The sequence below is a fragment of the Vibrio fortis genome (assembly GCF_000695685.1).
Taxonomy (GTDB): domain Bacteria; phylum Pseudomonadota; class Gammaproteobacteria; order Enterobacterales; family Vibrionaceae; genus Vibrio; species Vibrio fortis_A.
This window is the reverse complement of record NZ_JFFR01000002.1, coordinates 198,818-215,363: the sequence shown is the minus strand read 5'-3', so window position 1 is coordinate 215,363 and position 16,546 is coordinate 198,818. Positions and strand designations below refer to the sequence as shown.

At 41.7% G+C, this 16,546-nt stretch carries 17 protein-coding genes and 2 tRNA genes; 7 read left to right on the top strand and 12 right to left on the bottom strand.

Annotated elements, in window-relative coordinates; all coding sequences use genetic code 11:
• Window position 1 precedes the first annotated feature (1 nt).
• The 4 genes from VFDL14_RS21565 to VFDL14_RS21580 all read right to left on the bottom strand — a co-directional run bounded on the left by VFDL14_RS21565 (window position 2) and on the right by VFDL14_RS21580 (window position 2,682).
• Window positions 2-78 (bottom strand) — tRNA-Val (locus VFDL14_RS21565).
• A gap of 75 nt (window positions 79-153) precedes the next feature.
• Window positions 154-230: transfer RNA gene (locus VFDL14_RS21570), tRNA-Val, on the bottom strand.
• 314 nt (window positions 231-544) lie between these two features.
• Window positions 545-1,045: a hypothetical protein gene (locus VFDL14_RS21575; RefSeq protein ID WP_032548895.1), complete on the bottom strand. Its 501-nt coding sequence runs from the start codon at window positions 1,043-1,045 to the stop codon at window positions 545-547.
• 974 nt (window positions 1,046-2,019) lie between these two features.
• Complete coding sequence (locus VFDL14_RS21580; protein WP_032548894.1) at window positions 2,020-2,682, bottom strand: DUF2726 domain-containing protein; 663 nt, start codon at window positions 2,680-2,682, stop codon at window positions 2,020-2,022.
• 250 nt (window positions 2,683-2,932) lie between these two features.
• On the opposite strand from VFDL14_RS21580, the gene VFDL14_RS21585 reads away from it, so the two are divergent.
• A complete protein-coding gene (locus VFDL14_RS21585) occupies window positions 2,933-3,118 on the top strand; it encodes a hypothetical protein (RefSeq protein ID WP_032548893.1) in 186 nt (61 codons plus the stop codon).
• Window positions 3,119-3,531: 413 nt separating this feature from the next.
• Window positions 3,532-4,641: a M20/M25/M40 family metallo-hydrolase gene (locus tag VFDL14_RS21590; RefSeq protein ID WP_032548892.1), complete on the top strand. Its 1,110-nt coding sequence runs from the start codon at window positions 3,532-3,534 to the stop codon at window positions 4,639-4,641.
• Between the two features lie 75 nt (window positions 4,642-4,716).
• On the opposite strand, the gene VFDL14_RS21595 is transcribed toward VFDL14_RS21590, so the two are convergent.
• From VFDL14_RS21595 to VFDL14_RS21615, 4 genes are all read right to left on the bottom strand, one after another.
• Entirely contained in the window at window positions 4,717-5,736 is a 1,020-nt protein-coding gene (locus VFDL14_RS21595; RefSeq protein WP_032548890.1) for a DUF4382 domain-containing protein, read from the bottom strand.
• A gap of 255 nt (window positions 5,737-5,991) precedes the next feature.
• Window positions 5,992-6,243 carry a hypothetical protein gene (locus VFDL14_RS21600; RefSeq protein WP_032548889.1) on the bottom strand — a complete coding sequence of 84 codons (252 nt, stop codon included), beginning with the start codon at window positions 6,241-6,243 and terminating at the stop codon, window positions 5,992-5,994.
• A 626-nt stretch (window positions 6,244-6,869) separates the two neighbouring features.
• Window positions 6,870-7,292: a DUF3859 domain-containing protein gene (locus VFDL14_RS21610; RefSeq protein ID WP_032548886.1), complete on the bottom strand. Its 423-nt coding sequence runs from the start codon at window positions 7,290-7,292 to the stop codon at window positions 6,870-6,872.
• Between the two features lie 86 nt (window positions 7,293-7,378).
• Entirely contained in the window at window positions 7,379-7,747 is a 369-nt protein-coding gene (locus VFDL14_RS21615) for an ATP-binding protein (protein ID WP_032548885.1), read from the bottom strand.
• A 285-nt stretch (window positions 7,748-8,032) separates the two neighbouring features.
• Between VFDL14_RS21615 and metA the strand changes: the two genes are divergently transcribed.
• Both metA and pilW read left to right on the top strand, forming a co-directional pair.
• The gene (gene metA / locus VFDL14_RS21620) at window positions 8,033-8,974 is read left to right on the top strand and encodes a homoserine O-acetyltransferase MetA (protein WP_032548884.1); all 942 of its coding nucleotides are present in this window, start codon (window positions 8,033-8,035) and stop codon (window positions 8,972-8,974) included.
• A 176-nt stretch (window positions 8,975-9,150) separates the two neighbouring features.
• Window positions 9,151-9,885, top strand: coding sequence for a type IV pilus biogenesis/stability protein PilW (gene pilW / locus VFDL14_RS21625; protein ID WP_032548883.1), 735 nt, complete (start codon window positions 9,151-9,153; stop codon window positions 9,883-9,885).
• A gap of 97 nt (window positions 9,886-9,982) precedes the next feature.
• Here the strand turns inward: pilW and rlmF are convergent, their stop codons facing one another.
• Together rlmF and VFDL14_RS21635 are read right to left on the bottom strand one after the other, a co-directional pair.
• Window positions 9,983-11,146 carry a 23S rRNA (adenine(1618)-N(6))-methyltransferase RlmF gene (gene rlmF / locus VFDL14_RS21630; RefSeq protein WP_084181779.1) on the bottom strand — a complete coding sequence of 388 codons (1,164 nt, stop codon included), beginning with the start codon at window positions 11,144-11,146 and terminating at the stop codon, window positions 9,983-9,985.
• 3 nt (window positions 11,147-11,149) lie between these two features.
• Window positions 11,150-11,647, bottom strand: coding sequence for a YgjP-like metallopeptidase domain-containing protein (locus VFDL14_RS21635; RefSeq protein ID WP_032548880.1), 498 nt, complete (start codon window positions 11,645-11,647; stop codon window positions 11,150-11,152).
• A 127-nt stretch (window positions 11,648-11,774) separates the two neighbouring features.
• On the opposite strand from VFDL14_RS21635, the gene VFDL14_RS21640 reads away from it, so the two are divergent.
• Window positions 11,775-12,011, top strand: coding sequence for a glutaredoxin family protein (locus VFDL14_RS21640; protein ID WP_032549688.1), 237 nt, complete (start codon window positions 11,775-11,777; stop codon window positions 12,009-12,011).
• 465 nt (window positions 12,012-12,476) lie between these two features.
• Here VFDL14_RS21640 and VFDL14_RS21645 read toward each other — a convergent pair whose 3' ends face one another.
• Window positions 12,477-13,349 (bottom strand): LysR family transcriptional regulator, encoded by an 873-nt coding sequence (locus tag VFDL14_RS21645; protein WP_032548879.1) that lies wholly within the window; start codon window positions 13,347-13,349, stop codon window positions 12,477-12,479.
• A gap of 109 nt (window positions 13,350-13,458) precedes the next feature.
• Here VFDL14_RS21645 and VFDL14_RS21650 point away from each other — a divergent pair, with 109 nt between their 5' ends.
• Window positions 13,459-14,664, top strand: coding sequence for an MFS transporter (locus tag VFDL14_RS21650; RefSeq protein WP_032548878.1), 1,206 nt, complete (start codon window positions 13,459-13,461; stop codon window positions 14,662-14,664).
• Window positions 14,665-14,773: 109 nt separating this feature from the next.
• Window positions 14,774-15,346, top strand: coding sequence for a DUF1415 domain-containing protein (locus VFDL14_RS21655; RefSeq protein WP_032548877.1), 573 nt, complete (start codon window positions 14,774-14,776; stop codon window positions 15,344-15,346).
• Here the strand turns inward: VFDL14_RS21655 and VFDL14_RS21660 are convergent.
• Window positions 15,339-16,418, bottom strand: a complete 1,080-nt coding sequence (locus VFDL14_RS21660; protein ID WP_032548876.1) for a sensor domain-containing diguanylate cyclase — start codon at window positions 16,416-16,418, stop codon at window positions 15,339-15,341. The genes VFDL14_RS21655 and VFDL14_RS21660 overlap by 8 nt on opposite strands.
• Window positions 16,419-16,546 lie beyond the last annotated feature (128 nt).

The following is a 16,546-nucleotide window of genomic DNA, read 5'->3' as shown; positions in this document are numbered from 1 at the left end:
TTGGTGGGTCCGGGCGAACTCGAATCGCCGACCCCTACCATGTCAAGGTAGTACTCTAACCAACTGAGCTACGGACCCAAATTTTGTGTTCTTTTGCTTGATTAAGTCTCGTGTGACTAAAGCCTGTTGTTCTGACAAAAACAACTTAAGGGATGGTGGGTCCGGGCGAACTCGAATCGCCGACCCCTACCATGTCAAGGTAGTACTCTAACCAACTGAGCTACGGACCCATTCCTTAAGAACGAGGAAGATATTAACGACACTGCTAAAATGGTGCAAGTATAAATTTACTTTAAATCAACCGTTTGCTCTTTATATCAACAAAGCGTCGTTTTTTTAGACTCACCCTAGCTCGTTTTATTGAGTTAGGTCACATTAAGGTGGAGAGATAGAAACAAAGCACTCACTGTGGAGTGCTTTAATTTAGCGTGCGATGGAAACTGATGATTGTAAAATTATTATCGCTAAAGAACCTCTATTGTATAGATACCAACCAAACTAAATATGATCGCGATGAATATCAGCAAGTTATCTCTATCCAAAACTAACCCATGCTATTTTTAATTTTTGGAAGTGCATATTCTTTCGGCAATGTAAGAACCAAAGACTGCATCTTTTGTCCTCGGTCGTAGTAGTTAAACAAAGTAATGATCCCTACGATAAGATTGAACCTTCCCAGTTTGTCTGAGCTTGGTATAGAAGAAAGCAACCTATCTAGGTGGACAATTGGATCCGACGCGTGTGTCCATCTTCTATTTATTAGTTTATCAATGAACATAAAGTATACCGATGGTCTCTCCTCACTAATAATATAGAAAGCCGCAACCATTTCAGAAGTTGGTTTGTACTTGTCCAATGTTTGTCCAATCTTTCGAATCTTGTCGCACTCATTAGATATCGTTAACAACTGCTGGTTGTGTACAAGACGATACATAGATTCGAAGTTTCTGTCGTTCTCATTGTTCTTATAATTAAAGATCAACTTCATAGCACCTAATAGGTAGCTGTCTTTAAATAAAGTTTCGGCATCTGTTGTTGTGCTCATACCCAAATCTCTCATTTATTGTATTTGTTATTACAAGGGGATATTTCATTTTATTATTAATTGTGAACGTTTATGTCTAAGATGAATTTTCATCACCGTGTCATTTTCGTTCACCTTGATGTGACTATGACATAACGGCTTAATGTCACTAGCCACTGTTACTGATTTTTTATTTAAAAAAATGCTCCTGTAAACACTGCTTAAAAAAAAGGGTAGAAATAACTACCCTTACAAATGCCAAGACGTTGTTGTTTTTATTATTGTTATATAGAGCGAGTTGCAGAAGGCTCACTCTATTTGAGCCAAAATTCCCATAAACAGAGCATCATTGCTTTGACTCTATGGCGTGTATATTTAACGTAATAATTTTCCTTGTTAGCCCTATTGTCACTATCTGATTTTAATTATCTTATGACAAATAGTGCATCGGTATTTTTGTTTGATCAACAGTAACTTTTCTATGCTAGTTCGATGCAAGCGAACAACAGATTTGTGGTTGCAATTTTTCATACTTCTCCTAGTTATATATTTCCAACTAGACGTTTTTATTATTATTTTGTTTGAAAAATATTATTTACAAAAACAATCACACAATCAATCGATTTTACTAAAGATTATTCGACCTTACATTGACTTACAAAAGTGTTTGTTTGTAATCATTGACTCTAAACATCAGTAAAGATAGGCACTCAGGCGAGCTTTCTGATTTATATATCAATAAAAGCAGCACAATCGTAATTATTACTCTCTTGACATAAGAGTTAACTAATCAACATTTTTAGTAAAAAGCAACATTTCTAAGCAGAGTAATAATCGTGGTACGCTAATAATTACTAGAAACTAAACCATAATAAATATGAGTGTACTTAAGATAGGTAATAAATAGATGGGTATCTAAGAAAGGAAATTGACGAGAAATCAGTAAGGCAGGCAAAAGTGCCTGCCCTATTCAATTTGAATTGTTTTAAAAATGACTATTCTTCATCACTTTCGAAAACAACGTTGTAGTTTTCAGTGTAGGTGCAGTTAGGTTGGCGGCTACATGTGAAGAATCGACGACCTTTGTGTTCACCTTGACTCGCAAGCTTAATGATCATTGGTGAACCGCACTTTTTACAAAAACGAACTTCTTTAGAAGGTTCAATCAAATCAATGTGTGCGGCAAGTAACCTCTTCAAACGGCTCACTTGATAGCTGTGCTTAATTGACGCTCCGATCAAAGGTAAACCCGCTGATTTACACACATGAATGAGCAGCTTTTCGCGTTCTACCTTGCCTTTGTTCAATTCCTTGCCATTATCAAGCTCAATAATGACTCGCGGTTCTAGCGTTCTTGGATCGCAAACAACAAAGTCAAAGTAACTACGGGAGATTTTATTGTTAGCAATAAACCAGTTCTTTTTAGAGTTTGACTTAGCCGGTGCTAACACGCTCGTCATACTGACTTTGGCAAAAACAGCACCGTGATTACCCACTGCAGATTTCAGTGCGTTGTAAAAGGCGGCTTGCTGCATGTTCAGTAACGCCCCTTTCTTCTGGTAAGCATGATCTTTTGTATCATCATGTTTAACCACATATTTTTGTATGAAGTAAAAAAATACAACCAAGAGAATTACAACAATAAAAATATTCGTCATTTTGCCATTGCTTAACTATGAACCAGAACCGTTAGCGTATGTATAAAAGTCGTCATAGGCAAGAAAAAGCATCAGCTTTACCAAGCTCTACACATCTTCGTGACTCAACCATCAAGCTAAATACAGTACACAGGACACACTCTGTACAATTTCCACACAGAAATGCGCTCAACCATTGATTTAGATCAAATTTACCAAGTATGTGATCAACTAGTCTGAAATTCGTTAAACAAATGTTAAGGAAGACAATATGGAACTAAAACAAGACCCGAGATGTTATACCGATGTGTGTGTCGATGGAAAATGGTTCCATTATGACCACTGCAGCACTCGTGCTTATATGTTGAAAGGTGGTGCATCAGCCGTCTTTGAACTAGACAGAGAGCCATCTACTGAAACTGAGCTCGTTGAACTACTACAAGGAATAGCTAAGTAATAGCTTCAAAGGTATAGCTGTCTTCTTAGTCACTAATACTGGGGCATTCAGAAACTATGCTCTGACCTGTACTGACAGCAAACTTTATTTCCTCCAAGTAAGGTTTGCTGTCATTCCCCCCTTTGCAACTCTAGACCAGTTGACAAATAACTTTGTTCAGTAATGATTTTGTCACTGTCATCTGTGCTCAAATAACAAGGTGATTGCATCATAGATTCACACTGGTGATATCAAAACCCTTTCCTACAACCGCTGTAAATTACTACTCAGATTTTTTAGGAATCTGGACGATTCAGAGCATTTTCTTGATTTAACTCAGACAATGTACCGCCTAGTTGGCGTTATATTGAATTTCCTGTTCCTACAGACCACTATTTCAGAAGAAAAAGTGGTCATCATAATGAGAGTTAAAAATGACCCAAGTTAATGAGCAACGTCTAGTTGAGCACTTTTGCGATCTAGTAAAAATTGACAGTGAATCACGTAATGAAAAAGCGATAGCTGAAGCACTAGCAGAACAGCTAGGTGAACTTGGCTTCACCGTTCACAAACTGCCTGTACCAGAAGAAGTTTCAAACGGCTTCAATATCTACGCACGCTTAGAGGGTTCACTAGAAGGCAGCACCGTATTTAGCTGCCACATGGATACCGTAACGCCGGGAATTGGCATTGAACCAATCATTGAAGACGGTATCATTCGTTCTAAAGGCAATACCATTCTAGGTGGTGACGACAAATCAGGCATCGCTGCGATCATGGAAGCAGTACGTTGCATCAAAGCCGAAAGTCTCGAGCACCAAACTATTGAGATTGCATTCACTGTTTATGAAGAAGGTGGTCTGTTTGGTTCATTGAACTTTGATATGTCATTCATCCAATCAGACAACGCAATTGTACTGGATACAGGCGGCCCTATCGGTACTATCGTTAACGCTGCACCAGGCCAACAAAAAATTGTGGCTAAGATTAAAGGCCGCCCTGCCCACGCAGGTCTAGCGCCAGAAGAAGGTATTAGTGCAATTCAAGTTGCGGCTGACGCTATCACTAAGATGAACTTGCTACGTATCGATGAAGAAACCACAGCAAACGTTGGTATCGTTGAGGGCGGACAAGCGACTAACATCGTAATGCCAGAACTAACGGTTGTTGCTGAAGCGCGTTCACTCAATGGTGAAAAGCTAACTAACCAAGTTAACCACATGATCTCTACTTTTGAAGAGAGCGCTAAACAGTTTGGTGCAGAAGTTGAAATTGAATCAACTCGTGCATACGACGCGTTCGTTATTGCTGATGACCACCCTCACATCCTGTCAATTAAATCAGCATTCGAAAAATTAGGCGTTACCGCTGCAACCAAAGGTACCGGTGGCGGTAGTGATGCAAACAACTTTAATGCGAAGGGTTTAACTACCGTTAACCTATCAACGGGTATGGCGAAAGTGCACACAACTGAAGAGTACATCGCAGTTAAAGATATGGTTTCAATCACCGAGTTTGTTATCGCATACACGACTCAAGCTTAACCTGTGACTTAAACTGACATGAAAAAGCCGACCTTATGAAACGAGGTCGGCTTTTTGTTTATCTATCGAAGCAGTTTAGAAGCTCACATTGCTGGTTTCATCCGCCGTCACAAGTACTCCTGGTTGAACACTGTAGATACTGAACTCGTCCGGCACAGGCAATGTCACATCACCGGTATCGAGCTGAGCATTACATGTATAACCTAGCGTATACATTCCAGGGTCTAAGAAGCCTAAAGAGAATGAGAAATCAGACGAGTTTTCGACATCTTGTACCAGCGCAGTGGTAACTGGTTTTACTTCATCACCTCCACCCACTGGTGCCATGTCGTCTTGCGCTACATCACCCTCATACAGATACACCGCTTGCACTCCCGATTCACCATTTTGACAAGCATCATTCGTCGCAGCCAATACCTCGCCCTCAATGTGACCTGTCTCTGCATTGTTAATCAGAGAAATAGAGGTACGTTGAATCGTATAATTTGGATATGCAGACGTGTTCTTCAGACCTCTTCTCAGGTCAAATTCAATTGTGAAGTCATTGGTCTGTTGGTTAACATTAAATGCATTATTGAAGAACAAGACACCGGTATTGGGCTCTTTTCCAACACCTTGCGGACAGGCACCTTCACCTTTTACGGTAAGCTCTCGTACCGTGCTATCTTGCTCAGTAACATAAGAAGGATACTCTGCATGATCACCGTCACGCGCGAAAACACACAGTTGGTAACTGCCCACAGGCACTACTTCTCCGGAAATGAGAGCAAGTGAGTCACTACCTTGGTAATCTAACAAATTAACACTCAACGGAAGTGGCTCGTCCCCTTCTAAGATAGGATCTCCATTCTCATCAATAGGGTTACCCTCATCGTCCATTAGATAGACGTCGTATACTAACGGCTCACTCCCGTTTTGAGGTAATAACGCGACTTTATCAAACGTCACCACAACATCTTGCACTTCATCTACAGGGGCGTCAGAAACGCTAAACGTTACTGGCGTCGTTGAACTTGACGAGTCCGATCCACCACCGCAACCAGCAAGTCCTAACACTGCCGTAGCTGCAGCCACCAATCCTACTTTATTATTCATCTTCCGTACCTCTACTCACTCGTTTTTGAATAAACTGAACTTTCAACTCCCCGACCCACATACAAAATACACGACCTCGCCCTCCACCTTTGGACAATCATGGGTAGTGAGCGATCGTGATATTAGAATAAGTTTAGATTAGGGGAGTTATTTTCGCGGGTTATATTGACAATAAAATCAAGAAACCTTGTCAGTGCTAAGTAAGCTACTGACAGGGCAATGAAAATATAGAGGTTTCGCTATAGGATCGTTTACTTATTTGGTATCAGCTTCCATTGTAGTCATGATATCGAATGCTTCATTAATATCTTTTACAGATACACGATTACCTTGAGAGAGTTGAGTGAAGATAATGTTTAAAAAATCATTGTGACTAAACAGCTCTTCATTACCGGTGTATCTCTTTAGATATGAATCTTTTAGCTCGGCTGCTTTGTTTCTATTCTTGGAATTAGCAACAAACACCACGATCGCTATAGCGATAGCTAAGACAAGAATGTACAACATTAAATTTCCTTTCTTGGTTTGATTTCAGACCCTAACGAGGCCTTTGAGAATATTATCAATAATTACAGTGTGGATTCTTTGTCAGATGCTCGAAGTGTGCATTCGCCCCAGTTTTGGAGCGTTTATGTGCTCTTAACCTGTGACCACAATCATCACATGTGAAGTGTGTTTTATGACGTATCTTTAATGCCTCATCTATGGTGATAGGCTGGTCGTCGTCTACATTTATTGCCGTTAATATGTTCTTGGTTGTCTTTTTCGCTTTCTTAACGCTTGTACGAGATTGGTCTATTAATTGACTGCTACTGATTGTTAGGGGGCCAAACAGTGCGGTTTCTATCGTTATCATATTTCACCCATAAAAAGAGGCACATAGAACCTTTAACGCTCTACTTTGGTGAGGGTGTAGTATCCATATTGCTTTCAAGACTCTCTATTATTTATAGAAAGAAAGAGACTCTTTTATATCAATGAGGTAACAAGGGTATAAAAATCAAAAGGTTAATAAGAAGTGTAAAGCCACCTAATTTAGATAAGAGATGCTCGTTCGAGCAGAAACAACAAAGCCAAGCGTGGCGGCTTGGCTTTGTTATTTGAATGGAGCTTTGCGAATCTAAGGCAATAGCTTAGTACCCTCGCCTTTTCCAAAATTGACCTTCATCTTTCGCTACTAAATCAAAGGTCTTATCAGCTATCACTCTTCCCTTAAGCTCGACGGTCATTCTCCATTTACCAATCTTATTGTCGATGGGCGCCCAAATCGTATCGCCGAGATAAAAGTCCCAGTCATTGCTTCCGACATACTCTTCACCGTCGAATGGCTCGAGCACTTCTCCTTTGTCAGTGGTGATATTTGGGTGATAGATGCAGTATCGGATCTTTTCACCTTTGGCTTTCTTGATGTTGATGATATACCCAAACTCCACATCGATTTCGGCTTCTACTCGATAAGTGAATTCCTGAATCTTTGGTAGGTCTTTAGATTTTGAATCCCAAGTCGAGTAAATGCCATAAGAAGTCATATCCACGACAACAGAACGTTTTGCCATTGTTCATTTAACCTTTAACTGTTTTCTTCATTTGTCTTCATACAACAAGACACTTTGGGTCATCGAATTCGATGATGAAGATTTTATTATTCTTGCCAATCTTTCTTCATGCGTTCAACTACAGACTCCGGCACTCCGTGAATATTGCCATACTGTTCACGACACACCTCAATAACCAGTTCAGCACCATGTTTGCGCGCCATGTTTCGGTACGCCTTCATCTCCCATCGCTTAACGAACGTGTTCGAAACAACCACATCACGACCTTGCTTTAGGGCATCTTCCGCACGATTTCGACACCACTCATGTGCTTTGGGGAGCAGTTCCGGTTCGAAACAGTAATCACCGTCGCTATTCACGAAGTACATGTCGGCTTCTACGTGGAAGGCGTCGAGAGATTTTGCTCTTGTTGATTTGCCAGAACCAGGCAGACCTCGAATTAAGATAAGTTTCAAACTGGTACTCACCGATCGTCAAAAATAGAGTGAAAGCAAAATGTTAACGTATCTTAGGTCAAAAGCATAAGCCTAGATCATTAAGCGCTGTTTTAAGCATCAAACGTTCACTAGTGTGTATTCAATTGTCCCAACATAGGTTCCGTAACCTCATAGATAAGTGGGTATACGGTGGATTCAATAACGAAATATTTACAAAGGTGCGTTTTGTATGTCGACAAGCGTCACAATATATTATAGATTCAGAAGTATAGACGTCTAAATATCTAGCTTAGGGAGAAAGCTGTGCCTATTCGCATTCCAGACCAATTGCCAGCGAGCGATGTTCTTCGTGAAGAAAACATCTTTGTTATGCCGCTATCAAGAGCATCGACACAGGAAATTCGTCCACTTCGAGTCTTGATCCTCAACCTAATGCCGAAGAAGATTGAAACTGAAACTCAATTTTTACGCCTATTGTCGAACAGCCCACTACAAGTGGATGTAGAGCTATTGCGTATCGACGATAGACCCAGCAAGAACACACCGACTGAGCACCTTGATAATTTTTATCGTCAATTTGAGATGGTAAAAAACCGCAACTTTGATGGACTGATCATCACAGGTGCGCCACTAGGTTTAGTTCAGTTTGAAGATGTGATCTACTGGGACCACCTAAAGACCATTATGGAGTGGGCTAACAAACACGTTACCTCTACCCTTTATGTTTGTTGGGCGGCTCAAGCAGGCTTGAAACTGCTTTACGATCTACCGAAACGCACTCGTAAAGAGAAGTTGTCTGGTGTTTACCATCATGAGATTCATAACCCGTACCATCCAATTCTGCGTGGTTTTGACGATACCTTCTTAGCACCACACTCTCGCTATGCTGACTTCTCACCAGAATACCTATCCGACCATACGGATCTAGATATTCTGGCGACATCTGACGTCGCTGGTGTTTACTTAGCAGCGACAAAGGATAAGCGAAATGTGTTTGTGACTGGTCACCCAGAGTACGATGCTCATACCCTTCACAATGAATACGTTCGTGACCTTGGCGAAGGAATGGAACCGGTAATACCGATCAACTACTACCCAAACAACAACCCTGATAACAAGCCTATTGCTAGTTGGCGTAGCCATGGTCACCTGCTGTTTTCAAATTGGCTAAACTATTGCGTTTACCAACAAACGCCATACGATTTGGATCATTTCAGCGAAGAAAACTTCACCAAGGACGATTGATTCATTTAAGCAGACCTTTGAAAGCAATGCGTTTATTCGAGCCGCTAGTCACCTCTCTATTTTGAGTTGGTAACAAGCGGCTTTTTTATGGCGATTGGGTCGCATTAGCTCGCCTTTTTGCCAACCAACCATTCGAGTTCTCCTATGATGTCTGTGAATTCACAAGGAGCCTCTCAATGCCTTCACCCAAGTTAGCCAACTTATCACCCTTCCTACTATTAATTGCGCTCAGTGGATGTGTGTCAGTAACAGAAGGTGAACCACAAAGAGTTAAAGCCGACCCTATTGCAATGTCTGAGTCTCGAATCGCTCTCGGACTCGGTTATATGGATCAAGAGAATATGGTTCGAGCACGAGAGAATCTTGAGTTGGCGATTCAACACGCCCCTCGCTACTATCGCGCTCGCCTATCGATGGCACATTATTATGAAAAAGTTGGAGAAACCGACGAAGCCAGAAAGGAATATAAAACAGCGCTGAGACTAGACTCGAACAACGGTAACGTTCTAAATAACTACGGTACCTTTCTCTGTAAGCAAGGCGATTATGCTCAAGCCGACCAATACTTCAACAAAGCCATTAACCAGCCCTTTTACTACTTAGTTTCGGCAAGCTACGAGAACGCGGGCTTTTGTGCACTAAAATCGGGGGATAGTGAAAAGGCTAAGTACTACTTCACACGCGCTATCGACCACGAGCCAAACCGTTTTAAATCAATCCTACAATTGACAAAGATCGAGGTATCACAGCAAGAGTTTCGAGAAGCAAGATTGCGCTTGTTTAAGTTCCACCAGCGATATGGGTATCAAATCCCCTCTTTGCAGATCTTAGTAGAGTTGGAATCAAAAGCAGGTAACAAAGCTTTACGCGACAAGTATCAATCTATGCTTGATGAGATGAAAGTCTCTTAAGATAAATCGACGTTCATTAAAAATGCCGACGACTGAATATTATCAGCCACCGGCTTCCATTATTGTTCTACTTCGGCAAAACAGTAGCCTACTATCGTCACTTCAGCGAAATCCAAGTCTGGCGTTTCGACTTATCCATAAAGCTCCAAGCGACAAAACGACTGATTTTTTGTCCTTGCGCCATCTCAACGACTTTAACCTCTTTCGCGTTAAGCTTAGCCAGTTGATCCTTTAATACGGCGACGTTTTCCTTTTTGGAAATCAGAGTTGTGAACCATAGAACTTGCGTAGCAAACTCCAAGCTCTCCTTTGCTAAACCAGTGACGAATTTAGCTTCGCCTCCCGGACACCATAGCTCTGCTTTTTGGCCTCCGAAGTTAAGATCGGGCTTGCTTTGCTTACTCGCCATTGCACTCGGACGCGAAACCTTCTTGTCGAATTTACCCTGCTTCTTTGCACGATTCGCCGCAAGGTTATCGAGCTTTCGCTGAGTCCCTTTCTGCGCTTCTTCTAAAGAGCTGTGGAATGGCGGATTACATGTTGTGACGTCGTAACGTTCATTTTCCTTAATGATCCCTTTAAAGAAGGCTGTTGAGTCATGTTGTAATCGACAGTGAATCTTACCTTTCAAGTTAGGGTTGCTTTCAGCAATAAAGTTAGCAGCCTTAACCGAGACAGGATCCACGTCACTTGCGTTGTATCGCCATCCGTACTCCGTAGTCCCAATGATTGGGTAGATACAGTTTGCTCCTACCCCAATATCGAGGGCTTTAACCTTATCATGTTGGTATGGCTTGCCCTGACTTTCACTATTAAGCAGGTCGGCAACTCGATGAATGTAATCAGCGCGTCCCGGGATCGGTGGGCACAAGTAGCCAGCAGGAATATCCCAATGTTGAACACCATAGTGATGTGCAAGCAAAGCTTTGTTCAGAAGCTTCACAGATAATGGATCAGAGAAGTTAATTGTCGATTCACCAACAGGATTCTTCACCAACTGGTCTTTCAGATCAGGTAGAGCTTTCACCAGAGCATTAAAGTCATATCGCCCACGGTGTTGGTTTCGTGGGTGCAAACCGCTTTTGACCTGTGGTTTCTTTACCGTCGTTTGACTAGATTTCTTTATTGCTTTTCTTTGCTTACTAGACGTGGCACGTTGCTTTGATGATGCAGGTTTTTGGCCCTTAGACATCTTGGCTGATGCATTTTTTTTATCATTTTGATTTTTAGAGGCAAAGTTGCGTTTAGGTTTCTGATTCATCGTTTATTTCTTTAAGTCTAAATAGATCATAAACAGGCGAGCATCCAATTCTAATTGGTGATACTCAGGCTCCATATGACAACATAGCTGATAGAAGGCTTTATCGTGCTCTTTCTCTTTGATATGTGCGAGTTCATGAATCACGAGCATTCTTAAGAGAGGCTCTGGTGCATTCTTAAACACACTGGCGATACGAATCTCATTCTTAGATTTGATTTTTCCGCCGTGGTTCTTAGCCACATACGAATGCAGACCCAATGCATTATTGATTAGGTGGATTTTGCTGTCGTATACCACTTTACTGATTGGTGGCGTCTTCTTCATATAACGGTTTTTAATCGCCATCGCGTAATCAAACAGCGCTTTCTCACTCTTGATAGTGTGGTTTTCGGGATAGCGGGACTCAAACCATTTTACCAATCGACCGGACTCAACCATTTGTGTCACAGGATCTATAATGTGTTGTGGGTAACCTTGAATATAACGCAGTGATGGGTGCATGAAGCTACGCCTTAAAAGAGCTCTTAAGAGAGGACACAAACCAAAGCAGTGTAGTGTAACTGATCACACTTTTCTATTCACCTTAGATTCGCTACACTTTGCTCAGAACCATCAAGAGAGAACCGAAATGAAACGTGTTGTATTGTACGTAGCGGATAAATGCCCTCATTGTAAAGACGCTCAACGCTACTTAGATTCAAAGAACATCACCTACCGCCTGACCAACGCAAAAATGCAGCGTGGCCGTAAAGAGTTGCAAGCAATGGGCGCTCGCTCAATCCCAGTACTTAAGATAGGCGATCAAATCATGGTTGGATGGAATCAGAAAAACTTCGACAAGATGTATAACGCCAACTACAACTAGAACCAAGTCGGTTTAAATTGCATCATAAAAAAAGCCCGCATAACGCGGGCTTTTTTGTGCAAGTCATACACAAAAATATAAAAATTGTAGAATCAAATCAGCCTTTAATTTTAAAGACGGCGTTACATTTAACGCATTTGTATTTCGCTTTAATACCCAAAATTTTATCAAACAAAGTTCTGTGTACTCTTACTACTTGCTGCTCTTTACATTTACACTTCATAGAATCTGATTAATATACTGTCAATAATTTGAACTATACGTATTCATTACTGAAAGTAAACCAAATTTGCATTTAATCTCTAAAAATCAATAGGTAATCGGTAAAATTGAGTATTTTATACATATAAATTATGTGACATTTAGCCAATAACACTAAAAAAGCTAAGGGTTATATAATTCATCCACAAGATATCCGATTTTTACAAAACAGTCCTCGTGACTGTTTATTGACACGATTATTGGTTAAACATACTGCTTAACAAATTCAATAAAGGTTCTATCTGCCTTCGATAAGTACCCTTCTTTTCGCCATGCTAACGATAAATTAAGTTTTACGGGTTCACTAAATGGAATGCCCACAACATCCGATTCATATTCAGTCACCAAACTCAGCAAAGCGGTTATTGCGAACTCCTGTTTTACGATCGACAAAATCATAGGTAATAAATTCGTTTCAAAGGCGATGCTCATATCAAGATCGTGTTTCACGCGCATTTGATCAATAAAATCACGATGAAAATATCCTGACTTAAACATGATCAAGTCTTGCTCAAAGAACTGCTCAAAGGTCAGGCTTTTTTGTGCTGCGAATGGATGGTCTTTACCAACAACCGCCAACATTTCTGAGGCCAGTAGATGGTCTGTTTCTAGATCTTCAGGCACGTTGTCATGGTTCACCACACCGATATCGAGCTCACCATTAAGCAACATCTCTCTAATTGAGGCGGTACCAGCATCTATCATGGTGATCTTGAGGTTTGGGTACTGACTTTTAAACGCCATAACCACTCTTGGAAAAAAGTAGCTTCCCATCATGCTTGGCGCGCCCAATCGTACTTCCCCTTTTTCCAGCCCCTTCAGCTCATTCATCGCCAGTTGAGCATCTTCAAATTGCTGTCCAATACGTTTGGCGTGCTCATATAGCACTTTTCCCTCTTCTGTTAACGTCACCTGCTTATCTCCTCGTCGGAATAACGTGAGTTCAAGCGTTTGTTCAAGCTTTTTTATGGAAATACTTAAGGCTGGTTGTGCGATATGAAGCGACTTGGCGGCTTGTGTGAAGTTGCCGTGGTCGGCAACCGCCAAAAAGTGACGAAGAGATTTTGATTCAAGCATGGTGATATAAAAAATATATTAAGGTGATATCTTTAATATATTTCTTTTATCAAGGGTGAGTTGATACTTTGTTCACAAGTCGGTAAATAAATAATACAAGGTTCACCTCATGTTTGACGCAGGCACGCCACAATACAGAAACATCACCCGTTCATTGGCGATTGGCTCGTTTATTATTTTTTGTAACCTCTATGTCTTCCAACCAATTCTTCCTCATATGGCTGAAGTGTTTTCAGTCAGCGAAACTCAAGTTAACTGGTTATTCGCTGCTACCACACTGGGTTTATCATTCAGTCTTGTTCCCTGGGCCATCGCATCAGAAAGCTTCGGCCGAAAACCTATTATTCTACTTAGCCTCTTTTTAATTCCGCTAGTTGGTCTCTCTATGGTGTTTACTTCAACGCTATGGCAACTGGTTGCGGCACGCGCAATCATGGGGGTTGCAGTTGCTGCCTTTGCTGGCGTCGCCGTTGCGTATATGGTCGAAGAGTTAACACCTAGAGCGTTTGCTATCGCTATTGGCGGCTATATTGCGGCCAACTCGTTAGGTGGGATTTTTGGGCGTGTGGTAGGTGGACTCATCACTGACTACTTCGATTGGCATGCAGCTATCCTCTTTTTCGTGGTGAGTTCATTTATTGGTGCTCTTTATATCGCTTGGAAACTGCCAAACCAACATGGATTTAAACCGCAGAAAGGTCTGTTCTTTCACCACAACCGAGCGGTGATCACTCACCTCAAAAATCCAACACTTTGGACAGCGATGCTCATTGGTGGCGCTAACTTTGCCCTATTCGTTAATTTGTATTCTGTAATGGGGTTCAGGCTTGTTGCAGAGCCTCATTCCCTTGCGGTCAGCTTGGCGTCGTTGATCTTTCTTTGTTATCTAGCAGGGACGCTTAGCTCTAAGTTCTCTAGCCGTTGGACACAAAGGTACGATCCACTCGCGGGTATCGCCCTCGGTGCAAGTATCAGTTTACTCGGCATGCTTGTCTCTGCCGTTGAACAGATCCCCTTCATGATTGCTGGTCTTCTATTAATTAGCTTTGGCGCTTTCTTTGCCCATACGCTCGCATATGCTTGGGTGAGTCAAAAGGCGACCAAAGCAAAAGCGACCGCAACCGCGCTTTATCTCGTTCACTATTATATAGGTGGTAGTCTGGGTGGATTCCTGCTGCTTTATTGTTGGCAACACTTCGGTTGGAATGGTGTTATGGCGGGAGGTTCGTTGTTGTATGGCTTGATCTTCATCTGGCTCTATCAACTGCACCACCATCGCGAAACCAAACCTGCAATGACACAAGCACAAGTCTAACAAGCACTTATTTAAGCGTTTGAAAGACCGATTAGTACAGTAAGGGCAAATTAGGGTTTTGATTACGACTGATTTTGTTATGCTACGCAAAAATTATTCGGAGCAAGTCATGTCAAACCCATCCTCGAACGATCTTCAGGTTATTCACGACCAAGTTCAACAATGGCTAAATGATGTTGTAATTGGACTAAACCTATGTCCTTTTGCTGCCAAACCACAGCGTAACAAGCAGATTAAGATCTTTGTTAGTGAAGCCACAACTGAAGAGACGTTGTTGGAAGACATTATGGCGCACTTTGTGGAACTCGATAACACGTCGCCGCAGGAGCTAGAAACAACGCTGATTGTTGTTCCAAACATGCTTCAAGACTTCTTTGACTACAACATGTTTATTGATTGGATCGAGGCGCTTATTAAGCAGCAAGATTGGGAAGGCATCTACCAAGTGGCGACGTTCCACCCTGATTACTGCTTTGGTGGTGCAGATCCAGAAGACGATGAGAACCTGACTAACCGCTCACCTTTCCCTGTTTATCATTTAATTCGTGAAGAGAGCATGGAAAAAGTGTTGAAGCACTATCCGAACCCAGAAGCCATTCCAGACACCAACATCGCTCGTGTGGAGTCTCTGACAGCGGAAGAGCGACGTAAACTATTCCCGTACTTGTTTGGCGCTAGCTAGTACAAACTTTCTGCGAAGTCATTATATATGGGCGGGCTACAAATTGGTCTCGCCCATTTTCTTTGGCGAGATACAAGCACTCATCAGCAACCTTTATCAAATTGTCGAGCGTCGACATTCTATTGAGTTGATCACCTTCACCGGCCAGTTGAAAGTGGCAAACACCCGCAGAGATGGTAATAGGCTCTCTGTCTAAAGTGATCGTTTTCACTGACTGTAAAAGTTGCGTTATGCGGCGCTCAGCATACTCAGGAGTAGATTGAGGGTAACAGACGATGAACTCTTCACCACCGAATCGAGCTGCAATCCCCCCCTCATCGGTATTTTCTCTTAGAACATTGGCGATCTTTTTAAGCACATCGTCACCGATCTGGTGACCATAGTTGTCGTTCACTTTCTTGAAGTGATCAATGTCGATCACCGCAATGCTACCAACTCCTTCGCCTGCCCTAAGCTTCTCAACCTCTGCATTCAGCTTTTTAAACAGGCAACGACGATTGGGTAGTCTAGTCAATGGATCGTACAGGGCTTGATATTCTAACTTCTCATTAAGCTGTTTAAGTCGTAACTCTTGCGCTCGTCGAACCAACTCCACTTCAATCCACGAAGCCATCAGCTTCATCACGTCGATATCAATCTCTCTAAATTTTCGATAATAAGGTGTTGGACTAGAGAAGTTTAAGGTGCCGTAGATTTCATTATCAACATAGATTGGTATGCCGATATAAGACTCTAAAGCGAAAGCTTTGTAGGCTGGGTGTGCGGCGTAAACATCATGCTTGCCGCAATGTTCGATTGAAATCGGGCCACGAGCTTGGCAAGTAATCTCGCAATATGTGGCTCTGTAATCAAAGGAGTCACCCTGTTGGAGCGGTACATCTTCAGGAGTGACGCAATATTTAACCGTGTAATTATCCCCTTCGACTTTAGATAGAATGCCAATATCGAGTTCAAATCGTTGCAAGCCCATCTCCAAGAGCTGTACGATTTGTACATCAAACCCTTTTTGATAGTCGTTAGTAATTTGATACAAGCGTCGAATAACAACTTCGCTTTCGCTGGCTCTATTCATAAATCGATTCTCTACTTTAGTAGATGGCTCTCATATAAGCCATTCCTGATATTGATGAGTAAAAGGGAAAAACAATCAATATACAAATACTTTGATAGCAATCAGAGACATTGACACAAAGAATATGT

What these genes read in the sequence shown, in the direction of transcription:
- VFDL14_RS21575 (WP_032548895.1), bottom strand. Translation starts at nt 1,045, where the DNA reads ATGAGCACAACAACAGATGCCGAAACTTTATTTAAAGACAGCTACCTA.
- VFDL14_RS21580 (WP_032548894.1), bottom strand. Translation starts at nt 2,682, where the DNA reads ATGACGAATATTTTTATTGTTGTAATTCTCTTGGTTGTATTTTTTTAC.
- VFDL14_RS21585 (WP_032548893.1), top strand. Translation starts at nt 2,933, where the DNA reads ATGGAACTAAAACAAGACCCGAGATGTTATACCGATGTGTGTGTCGAT.
- VFDL14_RS21590 (WP_032548892.1), top strand. Translation starts at nt 3,532, where the DNA reads ATGACCCAAGTTAATGAGCAACGTCTAGTTGAGCACTTTTGCGATCTA.
- VFDL14_RS21595 (WP_032548890.1), bottom strand. Translation starts at nt 5,736, where the DNA reads ATGAATAATAAAGTAGGATTGGTGGCTGCAGCTACGGCAGTGTTAGGA.
- VFDL14_RS21600 (WP_032548889.1), bottom strand. Translation starts at nt 6,243, where the DNA reads ATGTTGTACATTCTTGTCTTAGCTATCGCTATAGCGATCGTGGTGTTT.
- VFDL14_RS21610 (WP_032548886.1), bottom strand. Translation starts at nt 7,292, where the DNA reads ATGGCAAAACGTTCTGTTGTCGTGGATATGACTTCTTATGGCATTTAC.
- pilW (WP_032548883.1), top strand. Translation starts at nt 9,151, where the DNA reads ATGCCTTCACCCAAGTTAGCCAACTTATCACCCTTCCTACTATTAATT.
- rlmF (WP_084181779.1), bottom strand. Translation starts at nt 11,146, where the DNA reads ATGAATCAGAAACCTAAACGCAACTTTGCCTCTAAAAATCAAAATGAT.
- VFDL14_RS21635 (WP_032548880.1), bottom strand. Translation starts at nt 11,647, where the DNA reads ATGCACCCATCACTGCGTTATATTCAAGGTTACCCACAACACATTATA.
- VFDL14_RS21640 (WP_032549688.1), top strand. Translation starts at nt 11,775, where the DNA reads ATGAAACGTGTTGTATTGTACGTAGCGGATAAATGCCCTCATTGTAAA.
- VFDL14_RS21645 (WP_032548879.1), bottom strand. Translation starts at nt 13,349, where the DNA reads ATGCTTGAATCAAAATCTCTTCGTCACTTTTTGGCGGTTGCCGACCAC.
- VFDL14_RS21650 (WP_032548878.1), top strand. Translation starts at nt 13,459, where the DNA reads ATGTTTGACGCAGGCACGCCACAATACAGAAACATCACCCGTTCATTG.
- VFDL14_RS21655 (WP_032548877.1), top strand. Translation starts at nt 14,774, where the DNA reads ATGTCAAACCCATCCTCGAACGATCTTCAGGTTATTCACGACCAAGTT.
- VFDL14_RS21660 (WP_032548876.1), bottom strand. Translation starts at nt 16,418, where the DNA reads ATGAATAGAGCCAGCGAAAGCGAAGTTGTTATTCGACGCTTGTATCAA.